The organism is Vibrio sp. 10N.261.54.A5, from assembly GCF_041471145.1.
GTDB lineage: Bacteria > Pseudomonadota > Gammaproteobacteria > Enterobacterales > Vibrionaceae > Vibrio > Vibrio crassostreae_C.
The window spans coordinates 53,833-73,706 of sequence record NZ_JBFRNU010000008.1 but is presented as its reverse complement, the minus strand read 5'-3'; the positions used below and the strand labels follow the sequence as shown (position 1 = coordinate 73,706).

20 protein-coding genes and 1 pseudogene are annotated in these 19,874 nt (G+C 45.1%); 13 read left to right on the top strand and 8 right to left on the bottom strand.

The genetic code is table 11. The features are described from left to right. The first annotated feature begins 69 nt into the window (after window positions 1–69). The 5 genes from cyoA to cyoE are packed head-to-tail and all read left to right on the top strand — an operon-like array spanning window position 70 to window position 4,858. Window positions 70–966, top strand: coding sequence for a ubiquinol oxidase subunit II (cyoA, locus tag AB4329_RS02340; RefSeq protein WP_081325387.1), 897 nt, complete (start codon window positions 70–72; stop codon window positions 964–966). A 5-nt stretch (window positions 967–971) separates the two neighbouring features. Beyond that, entirely contained in the window at window positions 972–3,059 is a 2,088-nt protein-coding gene (gene cyoB / locus AB4329_RS02335) for a cytochrome o ubiquinol oxidase subunit I (protein WP_372133339.1), read from the top strand. After that, window positions 3,049–3,666 (top strand): cytochrome o ubiquinol oxidase subunit III, encoded by a 618-nt coding sequence (gene cyoC, locus AB4329_RS02330; RefSeq protein ID WP_010439790.1) that lies wholly within the window; start codon window positions 3,049–3,051, stop codon window positions 3,664–3,666. Before cyoB ends, cyoC begins: the two co-directional genes overlap by 11 nt. Continuing rightward, the gene (gene cyoD / locus AB4329_RS02325; RefSeq protein WP_010439794.1) at window positions 3,666–3,977 is read left to right on the top strand and encodes a cytochrome o ubiquinol oxidase subunit IV; all 312 of its coding nucleotides are present in this window, start codon (window positions 3,666–3,668) and stop codon (window positions 3,975–3,977) included. Before cyoC ends, cyoD begins: the two co-directional genes overlap by 1 nt. Further along, entirely contained in the window at window positions 3,938–4,858 is a 921-nt protein-coding gene (gene cyoE, locus AB4329_RS02320) for a heme o synthase (protein WP_372133341.1), read from the top strand. Before cyoD ends, cyoE begins: the two co-directional genes overlap by 40 nt. Before the next feature lie 106 nt (window positions 4,859–4,964). Here cyoE and AB4329_RS02315 read toward each other — a convergent pair whose 3' ends face one another. The 4 genes from AB4329_RS02315 to AB4329_RS02300 all read right to left on the bottom strand — a co-directional run bounded on the left by AB4329_RS02315 (window position 4,965) and on the right by AB4329_RS02300 (window position 9,531). Continuing rightward, on the bottom strand, window positions 4,965–5,456 hold the full coding sequence (locus AB4329_RS02315; RefSeq protein WP_102384195.1) for a hypothetical protein: 492 nt from the start codon (window positions 5,454–5,456) through the stop codon (window positions 4,965–4,967). Window positions 5,457–5,624: 168 nt separating this feature from the next. Beyond that, window positions 5,625–7,601 carry an alkyl sulfatase dimerization domain-containing protein gene (locus AB4329_RS02310; RefSeq protein ID WP_372137619.1) on the bottom strand — a complete coding sequence of 659 codons (1,977 nt, stop codon included), beginning with the start codon at window positions 7,599–7,601 and terminating at the stop codon, window positions 5,625–5,627. 329 nt (window positions 7,602–7,930) lie between these two features. Then, the gene (locus AB4329_RS02305) at window positions 7,931–8,920 is read right to left on the bottom strand and encodes an efflux RND transporter periplasmic adaptor subunit (protein WP_012604427.1); all 990 of its coding nucleotides are present in this window, start codon (window positions 8,918–8,920) and stop codon (window positions 7,931–7,933) included. Further along, window positions 8,920–9,531, bottom strand: coding sequence for a hypothetical protein (locus AB4329_RS02300; RefSeq protein ID WP_017065282.1), 612 nt, complete (start codon window positions 9,529–9,531; stop codon window positions 8,920–8,922). The genes AB4329_RS02305 and AB4329_RS02300 overlap by 1 nt, the downstream gene beginning before the upstream one ends. Before the next feature lie 773 nt (window positions 9,532–10,304). Between AB4329_RS02300 and AB4329_RS02295 the strand changes: the two genes are divergently transcribed. The 5 genes and pseudogenes from AB4329_RS02295 to AB4329_RS02275 all read left to right on the top strand — a co-directional run. Next, complete coding sequence (locus AB4329_RS02295) at window positions 10,305–11,240, top strand: LysR family transcriptional regulator (protein ID WP_017070445.1); 936 nt, start codon at window positions 10,305–10,307, stop codon at window positions 11,238–11,240. Window positions 11,241–11,476: 236 nt separating this feature from the next. Beyond that, window positions 11,477–11,854 carry a lactoylglutathione lyase gene (gene gloA / locus AB4329_RS02290; protein WP_017084654.1) on the top strand — a complete coding sequence of 126 codons (378 nt, stop codon included), beginning with the start codon at window positions 11,477–11,479 and terminating at the stop codon, window positions 11,852–11,854. Window positions 11,855–11,868: 14 nt separating this feature from the next. After that, window positions 11,869–12,966, top strand: coding sequence for an alkene reductase (locus AB4329_RS02285; protein WP_372133348.1), 1,098 nt, complete (start codon window positions 11,869–11,871; stop codon window positions 12,964–12,966). Between the two features lie 110 nt (window positions 12,967–13,076). Beyond that, window positions 13,077–13,937: a DMT family transporter gene (locus AB4329_RS02280; protein WP_372133350.1), complete on the top strand. Its 861-nt coding sequence runs from the start codon at window positions 13,077–13,079 to the stop codon at window positions 13,935–13,937. Window positions 13,938–13,979: 42 nt separating this feature from the next. Then, window positions 13,980–14,096: pseudogene (locus AB4329_RS02275) on the top strand (cytochrome c); the annotation flags it as partial. A 130-nt stretch (window positions 14,097–14,226) separates the two neighbouring features. Here AB4329_RS02275 and AB4329_RS02270 read toward each other — a convergent pair. Beyond that, on the bottom strand, window positions 14,227–14,721 hold the full coding sequence (locus AB4329_RS02270) for a peptidylprolyl isomerase (protein WP_017060208.1): 495 nt from the start codon (window positions 14,719–14,721) through the stop codon (window positions 14,227–14,229). Window positions 14,722–14,844: 123 nt separating this feature from the next. Then, a complete protein-coding gene (locus AB4329_RS02265; RefSeq protein WP_017065287.1) occupies window positions 14,845–15,453 on the bottom strand; it encodes a TetR/AcrR family transcriptional regulator in 609 nt (202 codons plus the stop codon). Window positions 15,454–15,620: 167 nt separating this feature from the next. Between AB4329_RS02265 and AB4329_RS02260 the strand changes: the two genes are divergently transcribed. Then, the gene (locus AB4329_RS02260; protein ID WP_081324522.1) at window positions 15,621–16,607 is read left to right on the top strand and encodes a glycosyl transferase family protein; all 987 of its coding nucleotides are present in this window, start codon (window positions 15,621–15,623) and stop codon (window positions 16,605–16,607) included. A gap of 97 nt (window positions 16,608–16,704) precedes the next feature. Here AB4329_RS02260 and AB4329_RS02255 read toward each other — a convergent pair whose 3' ends face one another. After that, the gene (locus AB4329_RS02255; protein ID WP_029235295.1) at window positions 16,705–17,001 is read right to left on the bottom strand and encodes a hypothetical protein; all 297 of its coding nucleotides are present in this window, start codon (window positions 16,999–17,001) and stop codon (window positions 16,705–16,707) included. A gap of 167 nt (window positions 17,002–17,168) precedes the next feature. Beyond that, the gene (locus AB4329_RS02250) at window positions 17,169–17,402 is read right to left on the bottom strand and encodes a hypothetical protein (protein ID WP_017060212.1); all 234 of its coding nucleotides are present in this window, start codon (window positions 17,400–17,402) and stop codon (window positions 17,169–17,171) included. A 302-nt stretch (window positions 17,403–17,704) separates the two neighbouring features. On the opposite strand from AB4329_RS02250, the gene AB4329_RS02245 reads away from it, so the two are divergent. Together AB4329_RS02245 and AB4329_RS02240 are read left to right on the top strand one after the other, a co-directional pair. Next, on the top strand, window positions 17,705–18,121 hold the full coding sequence (locus AB4329_RS02245) for a CBS domain-containing protein (RefSeq protein WP_017060213.1): 417 nt from the start codon (window positions 17,705–17,707) through the stop codon (window positions 18,119–18,121). A gap of 171 nt (window positions 18,122–18,292) precedes the next feature. Further along, on the top strand, window positions 18,293–19,756 hold the full coding sequence (locus AB4329_RS02240) for an MATE family efflux transporter (protein WP_372137618.1): 1,464 nt from the start codon (window positions 18,293–18,295) through the stop codon (window positions 19,754–19,756). Window positions 19,757–19,874: the final 118 nt, after the last annotated feature.

Sequence of the window (19,874 nt, the reverse complement as noted above, 5' to 3'; positions counted from 1 at the left end):
TATTCTAATGATCATGACAACCAGTACTCAGACGTTCGTTCTGAGGCTGGATAACCATCGAGAAAGTTAATGGAAGCTTCAAGATATAAACGCATTTTATCGAGGACAAATTTGTCGAAGATTGGTTTGCTGGGAACCGTTCTGATGCTCGAAGGATGTAACTCCGCATTGCTCGACCCAAAAGGTAGCGTTGGCGTTCAGGAAAAAGAGCTGATTATCACGGCTCTGTTGCTGATGTTGATTGTCGTCATCCCAGTGATTCTGATGACCATCTACTTTGCTTACCGATACCGCGAGAGCAATACCACGGAAGAGTATGCACCTGACTGGGCACACTCAACCAAGATTGAAGTGGTGGTATGGACGATTCCAATCATCATCATCGCGATTCTAGCCACCATCACTTGGCGAACAACACACGAATTAGAGCCTTCCAAGCCTCTGGTGAGTGACGTTAAGCCTATGGTGATCGAAGTGGTCTCTCTGGACTGGAAATGGCTGTTCATCTATCCGGAGCAAAACATTGCGACGGTTAACTATGTTGCGTTCCCGAAAGATGTTCCGGTGACGTTTAAGCTGACTTCAGACAACATCATGAACGCGTTCTTTATCCCGCGTCTTGGTTCGCAGATTTATGCGATGCCGGGAATGGTGACCAAGCTGAACTTGATTGCTAATCATGAAGGTGACTTCAAAGGTTTTGCATCGAACTACAGTGGTAAAGGGTTCTCTCAAATGAAATTCACCGCATCAGCCATGCCTGATCAAGTGGCGTTTCTAAACTGGGTGGAAAAAGTGAAAGCAAGCCCGGACCGTATTGAAGACTGGGAGCAATTCCGTTCTTTGGCTGCGCCGAGTGTGGCTGAACCTGTGACTCTGTTCTCCAGTATCCCACCATTTTTATTCACTGATGTTGTGACCCAGCACCCTGGCTCAATGAACTGTTTGCCGGAAACCCAAGGATAATCGTCATGTTTGGAAGATTAACTCTAGACTCAATTCCCTACCACGAACCCATTATTTTGTTCACGTTAACCATGATCGCTTTAGTGGGGGGGTTAGTGGTGTATGCGGTAACCAAAGCCGGTAAGTGGCAATACCTTTGGAATGAATGGTTTACTTCTGTAGACCACAAAAAACTAGGCTTCATGTACATTGCAGTCGCGATGGTGATGTTAGTTCGTGGCTTTGCCGATGCCGTCATGATGCGTAGTCAGCAATTGCTTTCTGCAGCGGGTGAGACCGGCTATTTACCGCCACATCACTATGACCAGATCTTCACGGCTCACGGCGTGATCATGATTTTCTTCGTCGCGATGCCTTTGGTTATCGGCCTGATGAACATCATTGTGCCGCTGCAAATTGGTGCTCGTGATGTTGCGTTTCCTTACCTCAATAACCTGAGCTTCTGGCTGTTTGTAGTGGGTATTATCCTAACCAACATGTCACTGGGCTTAGGTGAATTTGGTCGTACGGGTTGGTTGGCGTATCCGCCGCTTTCTGGCATTGAGGCAAGTCCGGGAGTCGGGGTCGATTATTGGATATGGGCGCTGCAAATATCCGGTGTGGGTACCACGTTAACGGGTGTGAACTTCTTCGCGACTATTTTGCGCATGCGTACTCCGTCTATGCCAATGATGAAGATGCCAGTATTCACGTGGGCGTCTCTGTGTGCCAACATCCTGATCATCATCTCTTTCCCAATCCTAACGGTCACCATCGCGTTACTGACTTTGGATAGATACATCGGCACGCACTTTTTCACCAATGACCTTGGTGGCAACGTGATGATGTATGTGAACCTGATTTGGGCATGGGGACACCCTGAGGTGTACATCCTAATCTTGCCGATCTTTGGTGTGTTCTCTGAAGTGACTGCAACCTTCTCTCGCAAAAAATTGTTTGGTTATACCTCACTGGTATGGGCAACGGTGGCTATCACTATTTTAGCGTTTGTGGTTTGGCTGCATCACTTCTTCACCATGGGTTCTGGCGCTAACGTGAATGCCTTCTTCGGCATCGCGACCATGATTATCTCTATCCCAACCGGGGTTAAGATCTTCAACTGGCTATTCACCATGTACAAAGGTCGTATCCGCTTCACCACGCCAATGATGTGGACAGTGGGCTTCCTAATCACCTTTACTGTAGGTGGTATGACGGGCGTATTGATGGCAGTACCGGGCGCAGATTTCATTCTGCATAACTCAGTGTTCCTGATTGCTCACTTCCACAACGTAATCATCGGTGGTGTTGTCTTCGGTTGTTTTGCTGCGATTGGTTACTGGTTCCCGAAAGCGACTGGTTTCACTCTGAACGAGCTTTGGGGCAAACGCGCATTCTACTGCTGGATCATCGGTTTCTTGATGGCGTTCTTGCCGCTTTACGCTCTGGGCTTTATGGGCATGACGCGTCGTTTGAGCCAAGACATCAACCCTGAGTTCTTCCCACTACTGGCGGTTGCGGCTGCAGGTACGGGCGTGATTGCGATGGGTGTGGTGTGTCAGTTCGTTCAGATTTACGTGAGTGTTCGTGACCGAGACCAAAACCGAGATCTAACTGGTGACCCGTGGGGCGGACGTACCTTTGAATGGGCAACGTCTTCACCACCGCCGTTCTATAACTTTGCAAAACTGCCTAAGGGCGATGAGATCGATTCGTTCTGGTATCAAAAGCAAAGTGGCGAGTTTGATCCAACTCAGGAAGAAGAATACGAACGTATTCACATGCCGAAGAACACACCGACAGGCATTTATGTGTCTGCATGGGCGTTGGCATTTGGCTTCGCAATGATCTGGTACATCTGGTGGCTAGCGGCTGCAAGCTTAGTGGGCATCGTGGTGACGTGTATTCAACACAGCTACAACGACGATGTGGACTACTACGTGGAAGTTGAAGAGATCAAAGCGATTGAAGCGGCTCGACGTGCGCAGCTTGCAGAAGCGAAAAAACAGTCAGTGAAAGGCGATCATTCTGGTCGTGGTAACAGCGCTGACAGTGATGCTGATAGTGATAACAACGACAATAAAGATGACTTGGAGACGACGTATGCAAGCTAATACTCCGTCACACACTTATGATCTTGCACACTCGCATGATCATCACCACGAAGCTGCGGGCAATAAGTTGTTTGGCTTCTGGGTTTACTTGATGAGTGACTGTGTCCTGTTTGCCACGCTTTTCGCGACTTATGCCGTGCTTGAGAGTGGATCTATCGCAGGGCCTACAGGCAAAGATATCTTTGAACTGCCGTTCGTGTTTGTCGAAACCATGATGCTGTTGTTCAGTAGTATCACCTTTGGCTTTGGCATGATTGCGATGAAGCGCAAAGACGTTACCGGACTGAAGCGATGGATAAAAGTCACTTTCGTATTGGGTTTAGCCTTTATCTGTATGGAAGTGTATGAGTTCCATCACTTGATTGCAGAAGGCTATGGCCCTCAAGAAAGCGCATTTCTTTCTGCGTTCTTTACCTTGGTTGGCACACACGGTTTGCACGTAACGTTCGGTCTGATTTGGATGGCGGTGGCGTATCACCAGCTTTCAACCAAAGGCTTGAACGACAACATGTCGATGCGTTTCCAGTGCTTAAGCCTGTTCTGGCATTTCCTTGATATCGTTTGGATTTGCGTATTTACCATCGTGTACTTAATGGGGGTGATGTAATGGAACAGCATCTAGACAGCGGTGCAACGGATTACGTGAAAGGCTTTATTGCGTCACTGATTCTGACCATTATTCCGTTCTACATTGTGTGGTCACATGCGCTACCAAGCACGGAAACTTACGTGATCTTGTTCGGTTGTGCGCTGGTGCAAATCTTTGTGCACTTTAAGTACTTCTTGCATATGGAAGCGAAATCTTCCGATGGGCGTTGGAACTTAGTGTCACTGATGTTTACTGCCATTGTTGTATTGATTCTTATCGCTGGCTCGGTATGGATCATCTACAACATGAACGTCAACATGAAGTTGTAGGCCAAGGTATGCTGAAAAAATATTTGTCTATTACCAAACCGGGCATCATTTTCGGCAACCTGATTTCTGTTGCGACGGGGTTCTTTCTCGCCGCAAAAACAGAACCAGCCAGTGCGATGTTGTTACTGACGACTTTAGCGGGTGTAGGGCTTGTGATTGCATCAGGTTGCGTGGTGAACAACATCTTTGATCGAGATATCGACCAGAAAATGAAACGTACCCAGAACCGTGAATTGGTTCAGGGCAATATCAACACAGACGTCGCATTTATCTATGCGTTAGTTATGTTGTTGGCAGGCACGGCGCTGCTGTTTCAGTTCGCTAATCCGATCTCTGCGGTCATGGTGTTGCTTGGCTATGTGTTTTACGTCTTTTTCTACACCATGTGGTACAAGCGTACATCGGTGTACGGCACCTTAGTTGGCAGTATCTCTGGTGCAGTTCCGCCATTAGTTGGTTACCTTGGTGTGACGAATTACTTGAGCTTAGAAGCAGTTCTTCTGTTCATCATGTTCTGCTTATGGCAAATGCCACACTCGTATGCGATTGCGATGTTCCGCATTCAAGATTACCGCGATGCAGGCATTCCTGTTTTACCTGTGAAAGAGGGCGTTGATAAAGCGCATCAACACATGAAAGCGTATGTCGTGGCGTTTGGTGCGGTTGCTCTGGGGTTATTTTTACTCGGAGAGGCGGGTTATGAATACCTAGCCGTGTCGGCAGCCGTTTGCTTTATGTGGACCAAAGTGACGTTCCGTAAGGTTGATTGTCTTAACTACATCCAGTGGTCAAAGACAGTCTTCAAGGTCTCTCTGCTGGTGGTGATGAGCATCAGCGGCGTACTTGGACTGGAACTGATTCCGTTGCCTACGCTTTTTTGATTTAGTTTTGTCGTTGAACCCTCAATGTTTTTAAATCCGAGGGTTTAACGACCTTTTATCTGATTGTCTGTTTATCTTGTCATCTATATTGCCGTTCAGCTGAGAACTACAGCCCCTCGAAAATATCACTAAACCAATCTTCAAGTTGCTCTCGTTTGTCTTGAGGGCCATTGATTACCACTAAGCCATTCAGTGTCGCTTGATCCCAAGAGATCGTTCCGTTCGCCAATGCATCGAAAACATCGAGCTCTGTAATAAGCAATAAATCGCTTTCTGTCGGCAAAGTGTCTCTTCCTGAAACGTTCACGCCTTTTTCAATGCTGATTTGGCTGTAGTGACCTTTAATCGCTTCAAATAAGTTGAACTCAACCTTGCTCGGATGCGCCTTTGCGAGGGCTGATTTTATCGCAAACAGTTTGAAATGATCCGGTTTGTCTAGGTTTCCAAACTCGTCATCTTGTCGAGCATGAATGATGTTACCAAATACTTCGAGTGAGCCCGGTTCGGTCACCAAACTAAACCCGGTTTCTTGGTGTAAGCCGCAAGCGAATACCAGAGAAGAACTGAGTGAAAGCAATAGAACAAAACGTTTTAGCATGTGTGAACCTTAAACGAAGTAGGGCAGTTTCCTTACTTCAACAATAGACCTAGATCGTTGAGTGAGGGCTGCGAACTGTACCAATAAATAAACGATAAAGGGACCACAATGGGTCCCTAAGTTATCGGCTCGCCATCCTTAGCAGGCCTTTAATTGGTGTATATCCAATTAACGAACGATAAGCATCAGTTCTTCAGGAGAAAGAGGCTTGTCGAAGTAGCTCATGAAGAGACCGAAGCCTTTGATATCGCCATTCGAGAACTTGAATTCACCAGACTGCATGTTCTTACCAATCACTTGCTGAGCATTAGGGCCAGCCATCAGGATTTGGTTCAGCACTTGACGAGAAGTGTTGATTTGAACATCTGCGCCTTCTACGGCTGTTTCATGAAGCTGTGCAATACCGTTACGAACTTCGATAGTAAATGACTCATTCGTATCAGAGAAGTTGTACGTTAGCGCCATGTTTACATCTAACGTGCTTTCTGCAATGAGAGTCGACGTCATCATGTCGAAGATCTGCTTACTTGGTAGGGCTGTTAGAACGTCTACAGAAGCAAAGCTGATCATGTTAGAGAAATCGCGAGTACCTTCTAGCTCAGCAGCGGCATTTAATGCCCAGTTACGCCAGTTGATGTTCACTTGGTCTGCAGACCATGCTTTGTAAGCTTGTGCTTTCAGTGCGCGAGCTTCCATGTCGTCTTTGTTTACCGTGATTGGGTAAGAAAGAATCTCTGCAGCGAATGTGTAGTTTTCTGCTTTGATCGCGGCTTTCGCTGTGTCGATGATGTTGTCACGACCGCCCATGATTTCTACGAACGCTTTAGCACGTTGCTCGTAAGCCATTGGCTCTAGCTGCCACGGATCGGCTTCGAAGAAACCGTTGTAGCCTACGTAAATTTGGCGAACAGCGTGTGCAACAGTACCGTAGTGCTCACCTAACCAAGGGTGGTCGGCAAGGTGTTTAGGCAGCTTAACGACTTCAACAAGTTCGTCAGGTGTTAGACCCTTGTTCATGTGACGAATCGTTTGGTCGTGTGTGTATTGGATTGCATCACGGTAGGCCGTTAGTACATCCGCTACCGCTTCTTTGCCTTCAACAGGACGACCATGCGAGTTGATCATGATTTCTGTATCGAATTGACGCATAACGTCGATGCCCTTGAACCACATTGATGGGTCACGGAATTTCGTACCACGAATCGTGTGTAGGTTCGGGAAGTTTTCGCCTTGTAGAACCTCTGCTGCGTGCAGGATTTTTTGTTCTGGAAGGTAAACCACGATTTCATCTTTAGTTTCTGATGGCACGTTTACGATCTGCATGTGAACACCAGAGATTGTGATGTCTAATGTGCCATTTTTTTCAACGAGCATATTAGGCTCAATGAACGAGATATCACCTTGCATGAAGCGAGGGCCAAGGCCATCGTTTACTGTGCCGTGTTCGCCTTCTTCAACGTGTTTTGCACCCGTGTAAGATGTGCGGTGACCAAACAGTGTACCTAGGTTTGAAGACCAGTTAGCCACTGCTGCGGTTAGGCCTTCTTCAGCGATGATTTTTACTTCGCCTGATGCTACTTCTTCATCAGTCACCCATGCACGCACACCAGAGATGTGGTCGATGTGGTTGTGAGAATAGATGATGGCTTTAACCGGCTTGTCTGTGATTTGACGGAACTGTTCTTTAACCGATTGAGCCATTTCTACCGACTCGCCTGGATCAACAATGATGATGCCGTCCGTACCTTCGATCATGACAGGAGTGTCTAGACCGAAGCCGTAACCAAGATAAATATTGTCATCAACTTTGATGATCGCTTGGTCCATTTTACGACCGTGCTTGGTTAGGATTGGGTGTACGTGATCAGACTCTTCTGTGAAAGCCAGTGAATCGCCCGTTTTTGAAAGCACTTGGATACGTTCGCCTTTGCCCCAGAACATGTTTGATTCGTGTTCGAATAGAACCTCACTTTTGTAGCGCGCATCAAGATCGATGTTTTGGTATTGACCTGCATTTGCGGTTTGAAGCTCTTGGCCTACCGTTGATGTTGCTTCTACAGTTGGCGTTGCAGATGCAAAACCAGAAGCAAGTAGAGTGCTCGCAATAGCAACAGGAAGCGCCATTTTTTTGAATGTATTAGTCATGGTAGTGACCTTATATTTGGATACAGGAATTGGATTTCTTGAGCCAAATGATAGAGGTGGGGGAGGTCGCTATCTACGCGCTAATAATATTTCAATCTATCGTTTTTTCGATGATTTGTTTGATAAACGATTGTATTGGCGATTAATTTTGATCTAAATCAATTAGTAAGTGAGCTTGCAACAGATACAAAAATGCCCTGAAATTCAGGGCATTTGTTTTACAATTAGTCGCTAGTTCATGAGTGGCTGTGATACGAGTGAATAACAGCCAAATCATTGAATACTTAATTGCTTATCAAGAGCTAATCGTTTACCAAGAGCTTAATCGTTTACCAAGCACCTAGGTATGACTTGTAAGATTGTAGGCGAACTGTTGCTGCGCCGATTACATCAATGAAGCCCCAGAACGGATGTGGTTTCTCTGCCGAGATCCAAGCCGCGCCAGTTGAACCAATAGGGATGTTGTAACCTTCTGGTTCAATGATCTCAAGTACGATAGTACGACCTAAACCATTGCCGTTTCTTACCACGTGTTGACCGACGCTTTGTGGCCCCTGAAGTGGAGAAATACTCGACTCACCGGTACCGGCATTAAAGCTGTGTACTTTTGCTCGGAACACGTGGCCTGGGTATGCATCAACGAAGAACTCAGCGAAGTCTCCTACTTGAACATAGCCATAAGTTTGGTCTGAAATACGCATCTCAAGAAACTTTTTGCTGGTGTTGTAGAGGTGCATGTTACCCATGACAGAACCTTCAGCAATATTCACTATCGATACCTGACCATCAAACTCAGCTCTAATGGTCTTTTTCTCTTGCGCCCAATTTACTTTTTGTAAATCGGCTTTTAACGACACCAGTTCAGCATGCAGCACTCGAAGATCAGAGTCGTACTTTTCTACGTCACGCATATTGAAAATTTCAGGTGACGTTTCAGCACGCTCTAAGTCGCGATTCATTTGCTTGATCTCTTCTTCTTTCTGAACAATTGAAGATTCGATCTTTGCTTTGTCTGCGGCTGAGTCAATGTCGACGAGTGTGTAAATTACGTCGCCTTCTTTAACCATTTGGTTGTGTTCAACAAGCACTTGGTCGATCTGCTGGCCAAAGATCGGTGACATTACCGCGTGTGGTGCTTTCACTGTGGTTGAGTTGGTTAGATCAACGGGTGCCCACAAGCGAGAGATAACCGCTAATACCGCAAGAATCGTTACGCCGCCAATGGCAGCCCATGTGTAGTTCTTGAAGTTCTTCTTAAGTGCGCCTGTCGCGAACAGTGACCATACAATTAGGATGTATGGAATCATCATCTCTTTCATTATGCGACCTCTTTTTCTGTAGCGGATGGTGTTGTTGGAGTCTTTTCTTCTGAAGCCTGTTCTTTTGAAGATTGCTCTACTGAAGACGGCTCTGTTACCGGTTGTTCAGGTGATACGTGGACTGCGGCTGTCTCTGTATTGGTCGCGTCTTGTTTAGGCTGAACACCACGGCGAATCACATCACTCAGTGATTGACCAATATGTTTCCAGTTCGCCAATGCGATAACCAATGCGATAACCCAGAATGTTTTGCTGATGAAGAGTCCGCAAAGTGACAGTGCAAACACGATTTGAACGTGAGCGCTTTTGTGCTCTTTTGCTTTATGCACACCCAGTTCATGCAACTGCCACATGCCGTAAACACCGGCTAAAACCACAGCAATGGTCACTGAGAACAAGTAACCAGAGAAGGACTCCATCTGGAAGAAGTTCATCATCATTTCATTGGGATGATTGTTGAATTGAGACATGTCGATGTCTTTAGAATGGATTGTGCCTAATGGTGCAAGAGCCCATGCTCCCGCAAACATCACTGCCATAAACAGGCAGAATTTAATCAAGACCATCACAACGGCCCAGATTTTCTGGAAAACGATTTTTATAAAGTTCATATCTCAACCTAAATAAGGAGAGAGAAAGTGCAGCCTTGGTACAAGACTTTTAGAAGACATCTGAAAGAGGTGTTGAACTCACGTAACCGTATAGACCTACTGAGTCAAAAGTACTAGATGACAATTAAAAATCGCTTTGACCACGTAGACAACGCATTCTCGCGAATAGAGTGTTAAAAACACCTGGCGAAATCATTCTTAAGTAACGTCTACCATTGATAGGTTCGTTTGCTGCATTGGGTTTTAAGGCCGTCTTCCGTGATGTGTGCAACACCATCATCTACACATTTTTAGGTTTTCTGTTTAGGTTAAGAATTGATTTGTTGGCGAAATAATAGGAAGTGTAACTGGTGCTATCTACGCATTATTGCGATATTGAATTATCGTAATTACGATGAATTGAGTGGTTGCTTAAACGTGAGGTGGGTTTATTTGAACAGGCTCAAACTCGGCTTATAAAATATGTCTATTTAATTAGCCTGGATCATAGAAGTGGCTATAAAAGTATCAATAAGGCAGGACGGAAATATTGAATACTCCGACCAGTCTAGGGTGAGTTTGGGTGGATTAAGCGTTACTGGCACAGCGAAGAGATTTAGATTCCAATCTGGCGAATGTGGCAGCTATTCGAAAGAGTGAGTTGTTCTGACATTTTTGCTCTTTACCATATGATGCTTCCTTCTCAGTTTTGTTTTCTCAATGAGCATCCGTTGTTTCATTCTATCGCTTTTACGATAAGATAATTAAATCTATCGCCAAATGAGCACTGAATCATGAGTAATGACATTCCGAATTTTAACTTATTGGCTGTGTTTTCAGCGGTGATGGAGCAGGGCAGTTTGAGTAAAGCTGCGGATCAACTCAGTACCAATCAATCGACCATCAGCACCGCGTTAACTCGTCTAAAGAAAGAGATTGGCCAAGAGCTTTTTGTTCGCAAAGGAAGAGGTGTTGCGCCTACGTCTTATGCGCAAAGCTTGTATGAACAAATTAAAGCGCCGATCAATGAACTCAATGGCGTGTTTCAGTCGATGGCTAATTTTGATGAGCAATCCTCTGAGCGTAAGTTTGTTATTTCTGCACCTGAGCACTTACAGTGGGTACTTCTCAATAGTTTCGCGGCGCTTCCTAATCAAAACTTGTCGCTGGAAGTCTTTGATCAACCAGACAGTGATGAGCGCATTTATGAAGATCTTTTGACTCAAGAGTTCGATGCGATGATCGATATTGTGGTGCCTGAACACCCAAGTATCGTCAGTGAAACACTTTATGAAGGCGAGTTTGTGATCGTGTGTCGAGCTGATCATCCACGGATTCAAGGTGAAATCAGCGAAGCTCAGTTCCTAAGTGAAAAGCATGCTGTATTAGACAGAACACGACGTAAAGTTCGCAGTTTGAATCACTACACTTCTTTGGATCTGTCCCAGCGTAAAATCGTGTTTCACGGGCGCTCGCTGTTCAGTAATATTTTGCTGTGTAGCCAATCCGATTACATCACTGTCGTGCCTTTATCTATGGCCGTGCAGTTCCAAGAAAAGTTAAGTTTGCAGCTGTTCAAGCCGCCCTTTGAATATCAGCCGATATCTCATTACCTGATTTGGTTGAAGAAGCAGAACAGCGACCCCGCTCATAAATGGTTCAGAGAACAAGTCATCAATACATCAGATTCAATGTCGAAGGCGCTTAAAGATAGGCGGTTGCGATTTTAATTGAGAGTCTAAATCTAAGGGGAGTATTGGCTTCCCTTTTTTGTGTCGCTTAGTTGGTACTAGACAATATGTTAATAACAAAAAATTATTAAAATGAGAATATTTAATAATTTCACTGATTTGTGTGTGTTCAGTAATATACCTAGCAACAGAGAAGTAGGTGGCCTCAAGGTCAACCTAAACGAACATTACTTAGCTTCTGAACGAGGCTGAGATTAAAGTATCAAGGGCGAAATATGAAATTCCTACACACAATGATCCGAGTTACTGATTTAGACAAGTCTATCGAGTTCTATACCAAGGTATTGGGAATGAAGGAACTTGAACGCCATGAAAACAAAGACTACCGCTACACATTGGTTTTTGTTGGCTACGAGCAAGGCGGCACGACTATCGAGCTAACGTACAACTGGGATACGAATGAGTACGAGATGGGCAGCGCGTTTGGTCATCTGGCATTGGGTGTAGAAGATATTTACGCAGCATGTGACAAAATCAAATCGCTAGGTGGCAACGTCACTCGCGAAGCGGGTCCAGTGAAAGGCGGCTCAACTCATATCGCTTTTATTACTGACCCAGACGGCTACCAAATCGAACTGATTCAACTAGGTTAATCGAGGATATAACAATGACAAACGCACTATTTCAACCAATTCAACTTGGTAATATCGAGCTTAAAAACCGTATTGTTATGCCACCGATGACGCGTTCTCGCGCAACGCAACCTGGTAATTCAGCAAACGATATGATGGCGGCTTACTACGCTCAGCGTGCTTCTGCAGGTTTGATTATTGCTGAAGGCACACAAATTTCACCTATGGGTCAAGGCTATGCTTGGACTCCGGGTATCTATTCTGATGAGCAGATCGCTGGTTGGAAAAAAGTGACTGATGCCGTACATGAAAAAGAGGGCGTTATCTTCGCTCAACTTTGGCATGTAGGCCGTGTAACACACCCAGACAACATTGGTGGTGAACAGCCAATCTCGTCTTCTGCACTTAAAGCACAAAACGTAAAGGTATTCATCGATAACGGTACTGATGAACCGGGCTTTGTTGATGTGGTTGAACCTCGTGAAATGACGAAACAAGACATCAAAGAGGTGGTTGAACAGTATCGCCAAGCGGCTTTGAATGCGGTTGAAGCAGGCTTTGATGGTATCGAACTTCACGCAGCGAATGGTTACTTAATCAACCAATTCATCGATTCTGAAGCAAACAACCGCACTGACGAATACGGTGGTTCAATTGAAAACCGTTTACGTTTCCTAGGCGAAGTGGTTGAAGCTATGGTTGAAGCGATTGGTGCTGACCGTGTTGGTGTACGCCTTGCTCCGTTCACATCGTTGAATGGTACGGTTGACGCTACACCAGTAGAGACTTACACAGCGGCGGCAGCACTACTTAACCTATACAAAATTGTTTACCTACACATTGCAGAAGTTGACTGGGACGATGCACCTGAAACGCCAAAAGCATTTAAAGCAGCAGTTCGTGAAGCCTACGAGGGTGTCCTTATTTATGCGGGTAAATACGATAGCGAGCGTGGCGAAAAAGCCGTTACTGAAGGCGTAACTGACATGGTTGGTTTTGGTCGTCCATTCGTTGCGAACCCAGATTTACCAGCTCGTATTCAAAATGGTTACCCACTTGCAGCGCACGATCCAAACACATTGTTCGGTGGTGCTGAAAAAGGTTTAACGGATTACCCAGAATACGCAGGCTAAAAACAGCTGCCTGAAGCAGAGTATTGAGATAGTATCTTGATCCTGTTGAATGTTTATAAAAAGCAACCTTGCAGAGTCGGGTTGCTTTTTTTGTTATTGGACCAAGTAAAATGATGAAAGCGATGCGCGGAGAGCTTTACCTCCTATTTGCTACCCTGTTAGCTGGGATTGGATGGATTGCATCTAAGCTGGTGGTATTAGAAATGCCGGGGCCAGTGTTCATTGGTGTGCGATTCCTCGTCGCGAGTTTGATTCTTCTACCGTTTTGTATTCATCACATTCGTAAGCTTTCGCTTAAGCAGGTTCTTTCTCTTTGCGGAGTGGGTTTGCTGCTGTCTGCTTCATTGCAGGTATGGGTGTTTGCAGTATCGGTGACAGAAAGCTTGTCGGAAGGGGCATTCATCATGAGCTTAGCCATGATCATTGCACCGTTTGTGTCTTGGATTTTTTTTCGAGTTAAGCCTAATCGTGCGTTTTGGATGTCTTTCCCTATCGCGATTATCGGCATGCTACTGCTGACTTTGGGCAACGGCTGGCATGTTGAGCAGAGTCAGGTTTACTTCTTGTTAGCATCGATGTTGTTGTCTGTTCACTTTGTGATGAACAAGCGTGTGATTACCAATATCAAGCCTATCGCATCAATTTGTGTGCAGCTGTTTGTAGTGGGTGTGAGTGGTTTAGCCTTTGCTTCTCTGACTGCTCAGCCGGAGTTCGAAATCACCAAAACCTTAGTCTTCTGGTTTATTGTCTCTGCGGTGATCGCAACGTCTATTCGTTACTTGCTGCAAACGGTCGGTCAGCACTCCGTGAACATGGAAGTGGCGGCATTGATCATGATTCTTGAGCCTGTGTGGACGCTGCTGTTAAGTGTGAGTGTGCTTGGCGAAAGTGTAGAGATGCAGAAGTTGCTCGGTGGGGCGGTGATCATTGCTTCACTATTTTGCTATATCAAATCGTCGAGACGAAAATAAAACACTCGGCGCAAGGCCGAGTGTGGGTTGTTCTTCAAGTGCTTTTCTGAGCTTTATCAGGCGAGTGTTGAACAAGACTTGTCGAGTGCAGAGCAAGGGTTAAATTCTGCGAATAAGACGTGCAAAGGGTGTCACCGTACTTATCGTTCTCGCTGGTAACTATTCTAACAACGAGCTTTGAATACAGGTGGTAAAGTCGAACCCTTACCACCATAGTCCTATCGCACAGCCTTCTTTTCTTTATGCCATCAATTCGAATGCACTAGGGGCGGGAAAGGACGTGAATGAATTAGTCGCGAATAGTGACTTTTGTAATCACAATATCTTCGCAAGGCACATCTTCGTGTCCCCAGCGAATGGTTGTTGGTGCTTTCGCAATTTTGTTTACCACATCCATACCTGCTGAAACCTTACCGAATACCGCGTAACCCCAGCCAGCATTGGTTGTTGAGGTGTGATCTAGGAAATCGTTGTCATCAAGGTTGATGAAGAACTGCGCCGTTGCAGAATGTGGTGCATCAGTCCGAGCCATTGCCACAGAACCAATCACATTCTTCAAGCCACGGTTTGCTTCGTTGACGATTGGGGCACGAGTTGGTTTTTCTGTCATGTCGATAGTGTGACCACCACCTTGAATCATGAAACCTTCAATAACACGGTGAAATGTCGTGCCTTCGTAGAAACCGTCTTGGCAGTATTTAAGGAAGTTTTTCGACGTTACTGGCGCTTTTTCAAGGTTCAGTTCAATCTCGATATCGCCAAAGTTGGTGGTGAAAGTAATCATAGGGTTACCTAAAGTTGAAGTTTTACTGAGTCGTAATGACGAAAGTGGGTTGCAGTATAGGGAAAATAACAGCAGATACTAGTGATGGTTTTATTGTGGTTGAATTCTCATCAACCACCAAAATCACGCCTGATATTGTTTAAGGAACATCTCGACACTTGAAGTAATGATCACTTGTTTGTGCGCAGCATCCGGTGACGGCACATGACCAATGATTTGCGGCCAAAACGCAAAAGACTTAAGCAGACCAATGAACTGCGTGGAGGCGAATTGTGGGTCTAGTTCTACTAAACGACCGTCTGCCAACGCGGCTTTAATCCAGGTTGTAAGTCCACTTTCTGCTTGGGAATATTTTTCCATCGCTTGATGCGCCAGTTCTGCGTTATGGAAATACTCTGAGAACAAAACGCGTGACAGGTCGATGAAGCCTTCAGACTCAAGTAACTCAAGCTCTTGATTGGCTATCGAGGAAAGCTGTTCTTCAAGTGGCAGTTCTGCTTGATATGGGAAATGCGTTGCGGCCAGAGTTTTGCTCCAAATGCTGTCTAGAATCTCATCTAAAAGCAGTTCTTTGCTGGCAAAGTGATTGTATACGGTACGCTTTGATACTTCTGCGCGACTCGATATTTTATCCATGCTGGTGGCCTTGTAGCCATGCTCAGTAAACTCTGCGATAGCAGCGGCAACGATCGATTCACGTTTTCTTTGGCTCAGCGTTTTTTTTACAGTCATCGGGATACTACTCAATATGTCGCGGTTAGCATTACATACGCTAATTTTACACCAGTAAGTTTACTTTTAGAACACCAATCTGCGTATTGGTAATTCGGTCGAGAGCAACTGAATCGCTTTGCAATGCACGGTGGGTATCATAGAATCGAAAGTGTATTCGAATTTTATTGATATCAACGGAAGAGAATAAACAATCAATGAGTAGTATTTTAGAGTGTATTCGTACAGTTGGACGAGGAGAAAGAGGGCGTAAGCCTTTATCGTTCGAACAAGCCTACCGCATCATGGATGAGTATTTAAGCGGAGAAGTCGGTGACGACCAAATGGCAATGCTACTGATGTTGATTCGTGTGCAGAATGAAACCAATGAAGAGATCGCTGGCTTTGTAAAAGCGTTTCAATCTCGAGTGCCAGATTTAGGCGCTGATATTGATTGGCCGTGTTATGCAGGTAAGCGTAACGATAACGCCAGTGGCAAGCCTTGGAACTTGTTGGCGGCAAAAATCTTAGCTGACAATGGCTATAAAGTGTTAATGCATGGCTATATGGATAAGCCGAGCGGTAGGACGCACGTTGAAAGCCATTTGCAAGATGTCGGTGTGCAAAGTGCTGAGAGCCCTGAACATGCTAAGTCGATTCTTGAACAAGACGGCATTGCTTATTTACCGCTAGCTAACTTTGCGCCCGAAGCACAAACCATGATTGGTTGGAAACACCGCTACGGTTTGAGAACGCCAATTAACACGGTAGTTCGAGCATTGAATCCTGGTGGTGGCCGTTTAGGTCTGCGTGGCAGTTTCCATCCTGGCTTTCCACAACTTCATGCGGAAGTTGAGCATGTTATCGGAAATAAATCCCACTCGGTGATTTCATTCAAAGGGATGAACGGTGAGTCGGAATATAATCCTAAAGTTAGCCAAACGGTATGGATGAGCTCTCCTGACAAAGTCGAATCGTTCTACTGGGAAGAGATGATGAACCTAGAGCTGCCACTTCCTAGTCAATGTGTACTTGGCACATCGGCTGAAGATATGGCGCTAATGGCGAATACCGTTGTCGACAGCATGACAGCCATTCTCTTTGCAGAAACGCACGATAAAACTGAGGCATACCAGAAAGCGGTGCGCCTGTGGCATGAGTATTGTGCGCGTTAGATGGTGGTTTGTAATCAATGAGAGAAGGTCAGCGAGCGCTGGCCTTTTTATACTTGATTTCTAGCAAGGGCTTTTCGTGAACGCCCAAACAATAAAGCTACTTCACTCGCATCAAGCGATGCATTTTGTCTTCGAACTGAATCTCAATCACCTGTGAGATTTTCATCTTATCAACACGATCAAGCATTCTCGCTTGGTAATCACGTTTTTTCATCCACTCTAGCGGTTCTTTAAAGCCATCTTCATTAATCACAAACGACTGATCGGTAATAGAGTCTTCAAAGATATGAACCACCCAAATGCGTGATTGGAAATCCAATAACTCACTAAAGTAGCTTTTTAACTTAGATAAGGAATTCGTTAGATACGTTTTAGGTGGGGTTTGGGAAGACATAGTAAACCGTATTTGGACAATGAAAATCGGCAAGGGCGCCGTCTGATCATTATAGCCTTTACCCGTTAGGCTTGTCAGGTCGAATTCGGCAGCCATTCACGGCTATTGCGCTTGCTAATGCTACTATGGCTGCCAGTTAGAGATTAACCAAATCAGTGTCGGATTCACTATTTAACGAATAGGCCGAAGTCGATCTCTTGTTCTCTTTGATATTTCACCAGCTTCACTTTTAGGTCGTGTTTTGCTGCTAAATCAATGGCTAAGCATGACATGCGTTTTATCTCATCAACGCAGCTTGATATCAGCGGTTTTTCTTGATTATCGATAGTGGCGATGAGTGTGTTTTCTGTGCCGTCGTTACCTGCGTAAATATACGCGTACATGTTGTTGTCGTGTTGCATAAACTTCCTAAAACGGGATTTCTAATTATTAGTGAGGTGAAGATTACAGGGTTTATTTACGCAGGCTAGCTCGGCTAAGTAAGGTTAATCAAGGGAAAGTAAGGCTTTGTAAGGGCTCTTTTTTTTCTTTTTTCTGGCGTTCGAAAACGTGCTCAACCCTTTGTTTGTCTCACTTTTTTGTCTTGTTAGGTTTTGCCTATCAATAAAATTGTTGAAATCCATTTAGTAAAATCAAGATTTTAGACAACAATTAACTTAACAAGATAGAAAATATATGACGCAAAGTATTTAGGGAGAACGCAATGCATTCTATTAAAGTGAAAGATTACATGACGCAGCAGGTTGTGACATTTACTCCTGATATGCCGTTAAGTCTAGCGTTAGACAAAGTGATGCGTAGCCACCATATGGGTGGGCCCGTAATCGATGATAACGAACAAGTGATTGGCTTCCTTTCAGAGCAGGATTTACTCGAGAAACTTGTGAAGGTCAGTTACTTCTGCCAAGACACACACCTTGTGGGTGACTGTATGTACCAAGAAGTGCTGTCGGTGTCACCTGACTTATCCATTATTGAATTGGCGGACATGATGCAGGTTGGAAAACCTAAAGCATACCCTGTGATCGATAATCGAAAACTGGTGGGTATTATCACCAGAACTGATGTTTTGAGAGCAATTGGCAAGAACTTGGAAGAATGCTTCAAACATCAGGTATAGTAGCGTGTTAAGAACGATTATTTTTCTCAATACTCTCAATTGAAAAAAGGCGCACTAGCGCCTTTTTTCTGTATAGCGCTTTTCTTGGTCGATCCTTTCTTTTTGGATCCCTAGCCAGTTGAACAGCTGATTAGGCTTTAGCTCTTGGGTATTCCAACTTTTGGAGGTTTCATGTCAAATCAAACGGCAAAGTTTGTTGAAGGTTCAACGATGCGCCACATATTGGTGATGTCGGGGGCTGGCTCTGTCGGTTTGATGGCGTTATTTGTGGTCGATCTGCTCGACATGCTGTTTATCAGTATGCTCGGACAGGTTGAATTGGCTGCTGCGGTAGGCTTTGCAGGTACGCTGACTTTCTTTTCTACCTCCGTTTCTATCGGTACTTCCATTGCCATGGGCGCATTAGTGTCCAAAGCCATCGGCTCTAAGAATCAAGAGCACGCTCGAAACCTAAGCACCAGTATCATGCTGACTGCGTTTGTTATCAGTTCAACCATAACTGCAATCATGTTCGCTTATATTCCAGAGCTGCTAGTCGCGATAGGCGCCAAAGGCATTGCAGCCGAACGCGCTCAAGCTTACCTACAGATTTTGCTACCTAGTGGTCCATTTTTGGCGTTAGCGATGGCAGCGGGTGCGGGCTTAAGAGCGGCAGGTGATGCTAAGCGTTCGATGTGGGCAACTTTGTCTGGCGGCATTGTTAACGCGATTCTCGATCCTCTGTTTATTTTTGGTTTTGGTTGGAACATCGAAGGGGCGGCTATCGCTTCGGTTGTCGCTCGTTTCTCGGTGCTATTCTTTTCGCTTTATCCTCTTATTCGCAGCCATCAGCTGGTAGCTCCGCCTTCTTTTGTGCAATGGCGCATTAATATTCGACCAATATTGGCGATTGCGCTGCCTGCGATTATCACCAATACCGCAACGCCTATCGGTAATGCGATTGTAACAACGGGTATCGCACAATATGGTGAGGATTTTGTCGCGGGCTTTGCCGTGATAGGTCGTCTGACGCCAGTTTGTTTTGCGGTTATCTTTGCCTTGTCTGGCGCTGTGGGGCCAATCATTGGTCAGAACTTTGGTGCTGAACGCATGGACCGAGTAAAAGAAACACTCAATAACTCATTACTGGTTACTACGGCATACACCATCGCTGTTTGTATTCTGTTGTACTTCGTTCAAGGTTATGTCATTCAAGGCTTTAGCTTACAAGGTGATGCAGCAATCATTGTGGCGGCTTTCTGTACCTATGTGGCGTTAACCTTCACCTTTAACGGTGCACTATTTGTTGCCAACACGTCTTTCAACAACCTAGGTAAACCGCTTTACTCGACAGCATTGAATTTGGGTAAAGCGACGTTAGGTACTCTGCCGTTCGTATATCTAGGTTCGCAATGGTATGGCGCTTTGGGTGTTCTCTATGGTCAAGCTTTGGGTAATGTTTTGTTCGGAATTTTAGGTATCTTGGTGCTTCGACATCATATCGCTGAACTGATGCAAGGATCTCAAGTTGATCCAGTGGAAGATGATGTGTCGATTGTCAGCTTGAACACTCAGCCATTCTGTTCACACGATGCGGTTCTTATTGATGATGTATCCGCTAACCGTGAAGAGTGTGCGGAGCTTAAATCTCAGTAAGCCATCGGCGCTGGCATAATATTTTTGTTTTCTTGAAAACTTCTTCTTGACCTTGGAGTAGCCTCCAAGGTTTATACTTTTGATGAACTTAAGGTTCTGTTGCTCGTAAGTTAGCAAC

Coding starts and splice junctions, on each gene's coding strand:
- cyoA (WP_081325387.1), top strand. CDS start 70: ATGGAAGCTTCAAGATATAAACGCATTTTATCGAGGACAAATTTGTCG.
- cyoB (WP_372133339.1), top strand. CDS start 972: ATGTTTGGAAGATTAACTCTAGACTCAATTCCCTACCACGAACCCATT.
- cyoC (WP_010439790.1), top strand. CDS start 3,049: ATGCAAGCTAATACTCCGTCACACACTTATGATCTTGCACACTCGCAT.
- cyoD (WP_010439794.1), top strand. CDS start 3,666: ATGGAACAGCATCTAGACAGCGGTGCAACGGATTACGTGAAAGGCTTT.
- cyoE (WP_372133341.1), top strand. CDS start 3,938: ATGGATCATCTACAACATGAACGTCAACATGAAGTTGTAGGCCAAGGT.
- AB4329_RS02315 (WP_102384195.1), bottom strand. CDS start 5,456: ATGCTAAAACGTTTTGTTCTATTGCTTTCACTCAGTTCTTCTCTGGTA.
- AB4329_RS02310 (WP_372137619.1), bottom strand. CDS start 7,601: ATGACTAATACATTCAAAAAAATGGCGCTTCCTGTTGCTATTGCGAGC.
- AB4329_RS02305 (WP_012604427.1), bottom strand. CDS start 8,920: ATGAAAGAGATGATGATTCCATACATCCTAATTGTATGGTCACTGTTC.
- AB4329_RS02300 (WP_017065282.1), bottom strand. CDS start 9,531: ATGAACTTTATAAAAATCGTTTTCCAGAAAATCTGGGCCGTTGTGATG.
- AB4329_RS02295 (WP_017070445.1), top strand. CDS start 10,305: ATGAGTAATGACATTCCGAATTTTAACTTATTGGCTGTGTTTTCAGCG.
- gloA (WP_017084654.1), top strand. CDS start 11,477: ATGAAATTCCTACACACAATGATCCGAGTTACTGATTTAGACAAGTCT.
- AB4329_RS02285 (WP_372133348.1), top strand. CDS start 11,869: ATGACAAACGCACTATTTCAACCAATTCAACTTGGTAATATCGAGCTT.
- AB4329_RS02280 (WP_372133350.1), top strand. CDS start 13,077: ATGATGAAAGCGATGCGCGGAGAGCTTTACCTCCTATTTGCTACCCTG.
- AB4329_RS02270 (WP_017060208.1), bottom strand. CDS start 14,721: ATGATTACTTTCACCACCAACTTTGGCGATATCGAGATTGAACTGAAC.
- AB4329_RS02265 (WP_017065287.1), bottom strand. CDS start 15,453: ATGACTGTAAAAAAAACGCTGAGCCAAAGAAAACGTGAATCGATCGTT.
- AB4329_RS02255 (WP_029235295.1), bottom strand. CDS start 17,001: ATGTCTTCCCAAACCCCACCTAAAACGTATCTAACGAATTCCTTATCT.
- AB4329_RS02250 (WP_017060212.1), bottom strand. CDS start 17,402: ATGCAACACGACAACAACATGTACGCGTATATTTACGCAGGTAACGAC.
- AB4329_RS02245 (WP_017060213.1), top strand. CDS start 17,705: ATGCATTCTATTAAAGTGAAAGATTACATGACGCAGCAGGTTGTGACA.
- AB4329_RS02240 (WP_372137618.1), top strand. CDS start 18,293: ATGTCAAATCAAACGGCAAAGTTTGTTGAAGGTTCAACGATGCGCCAC.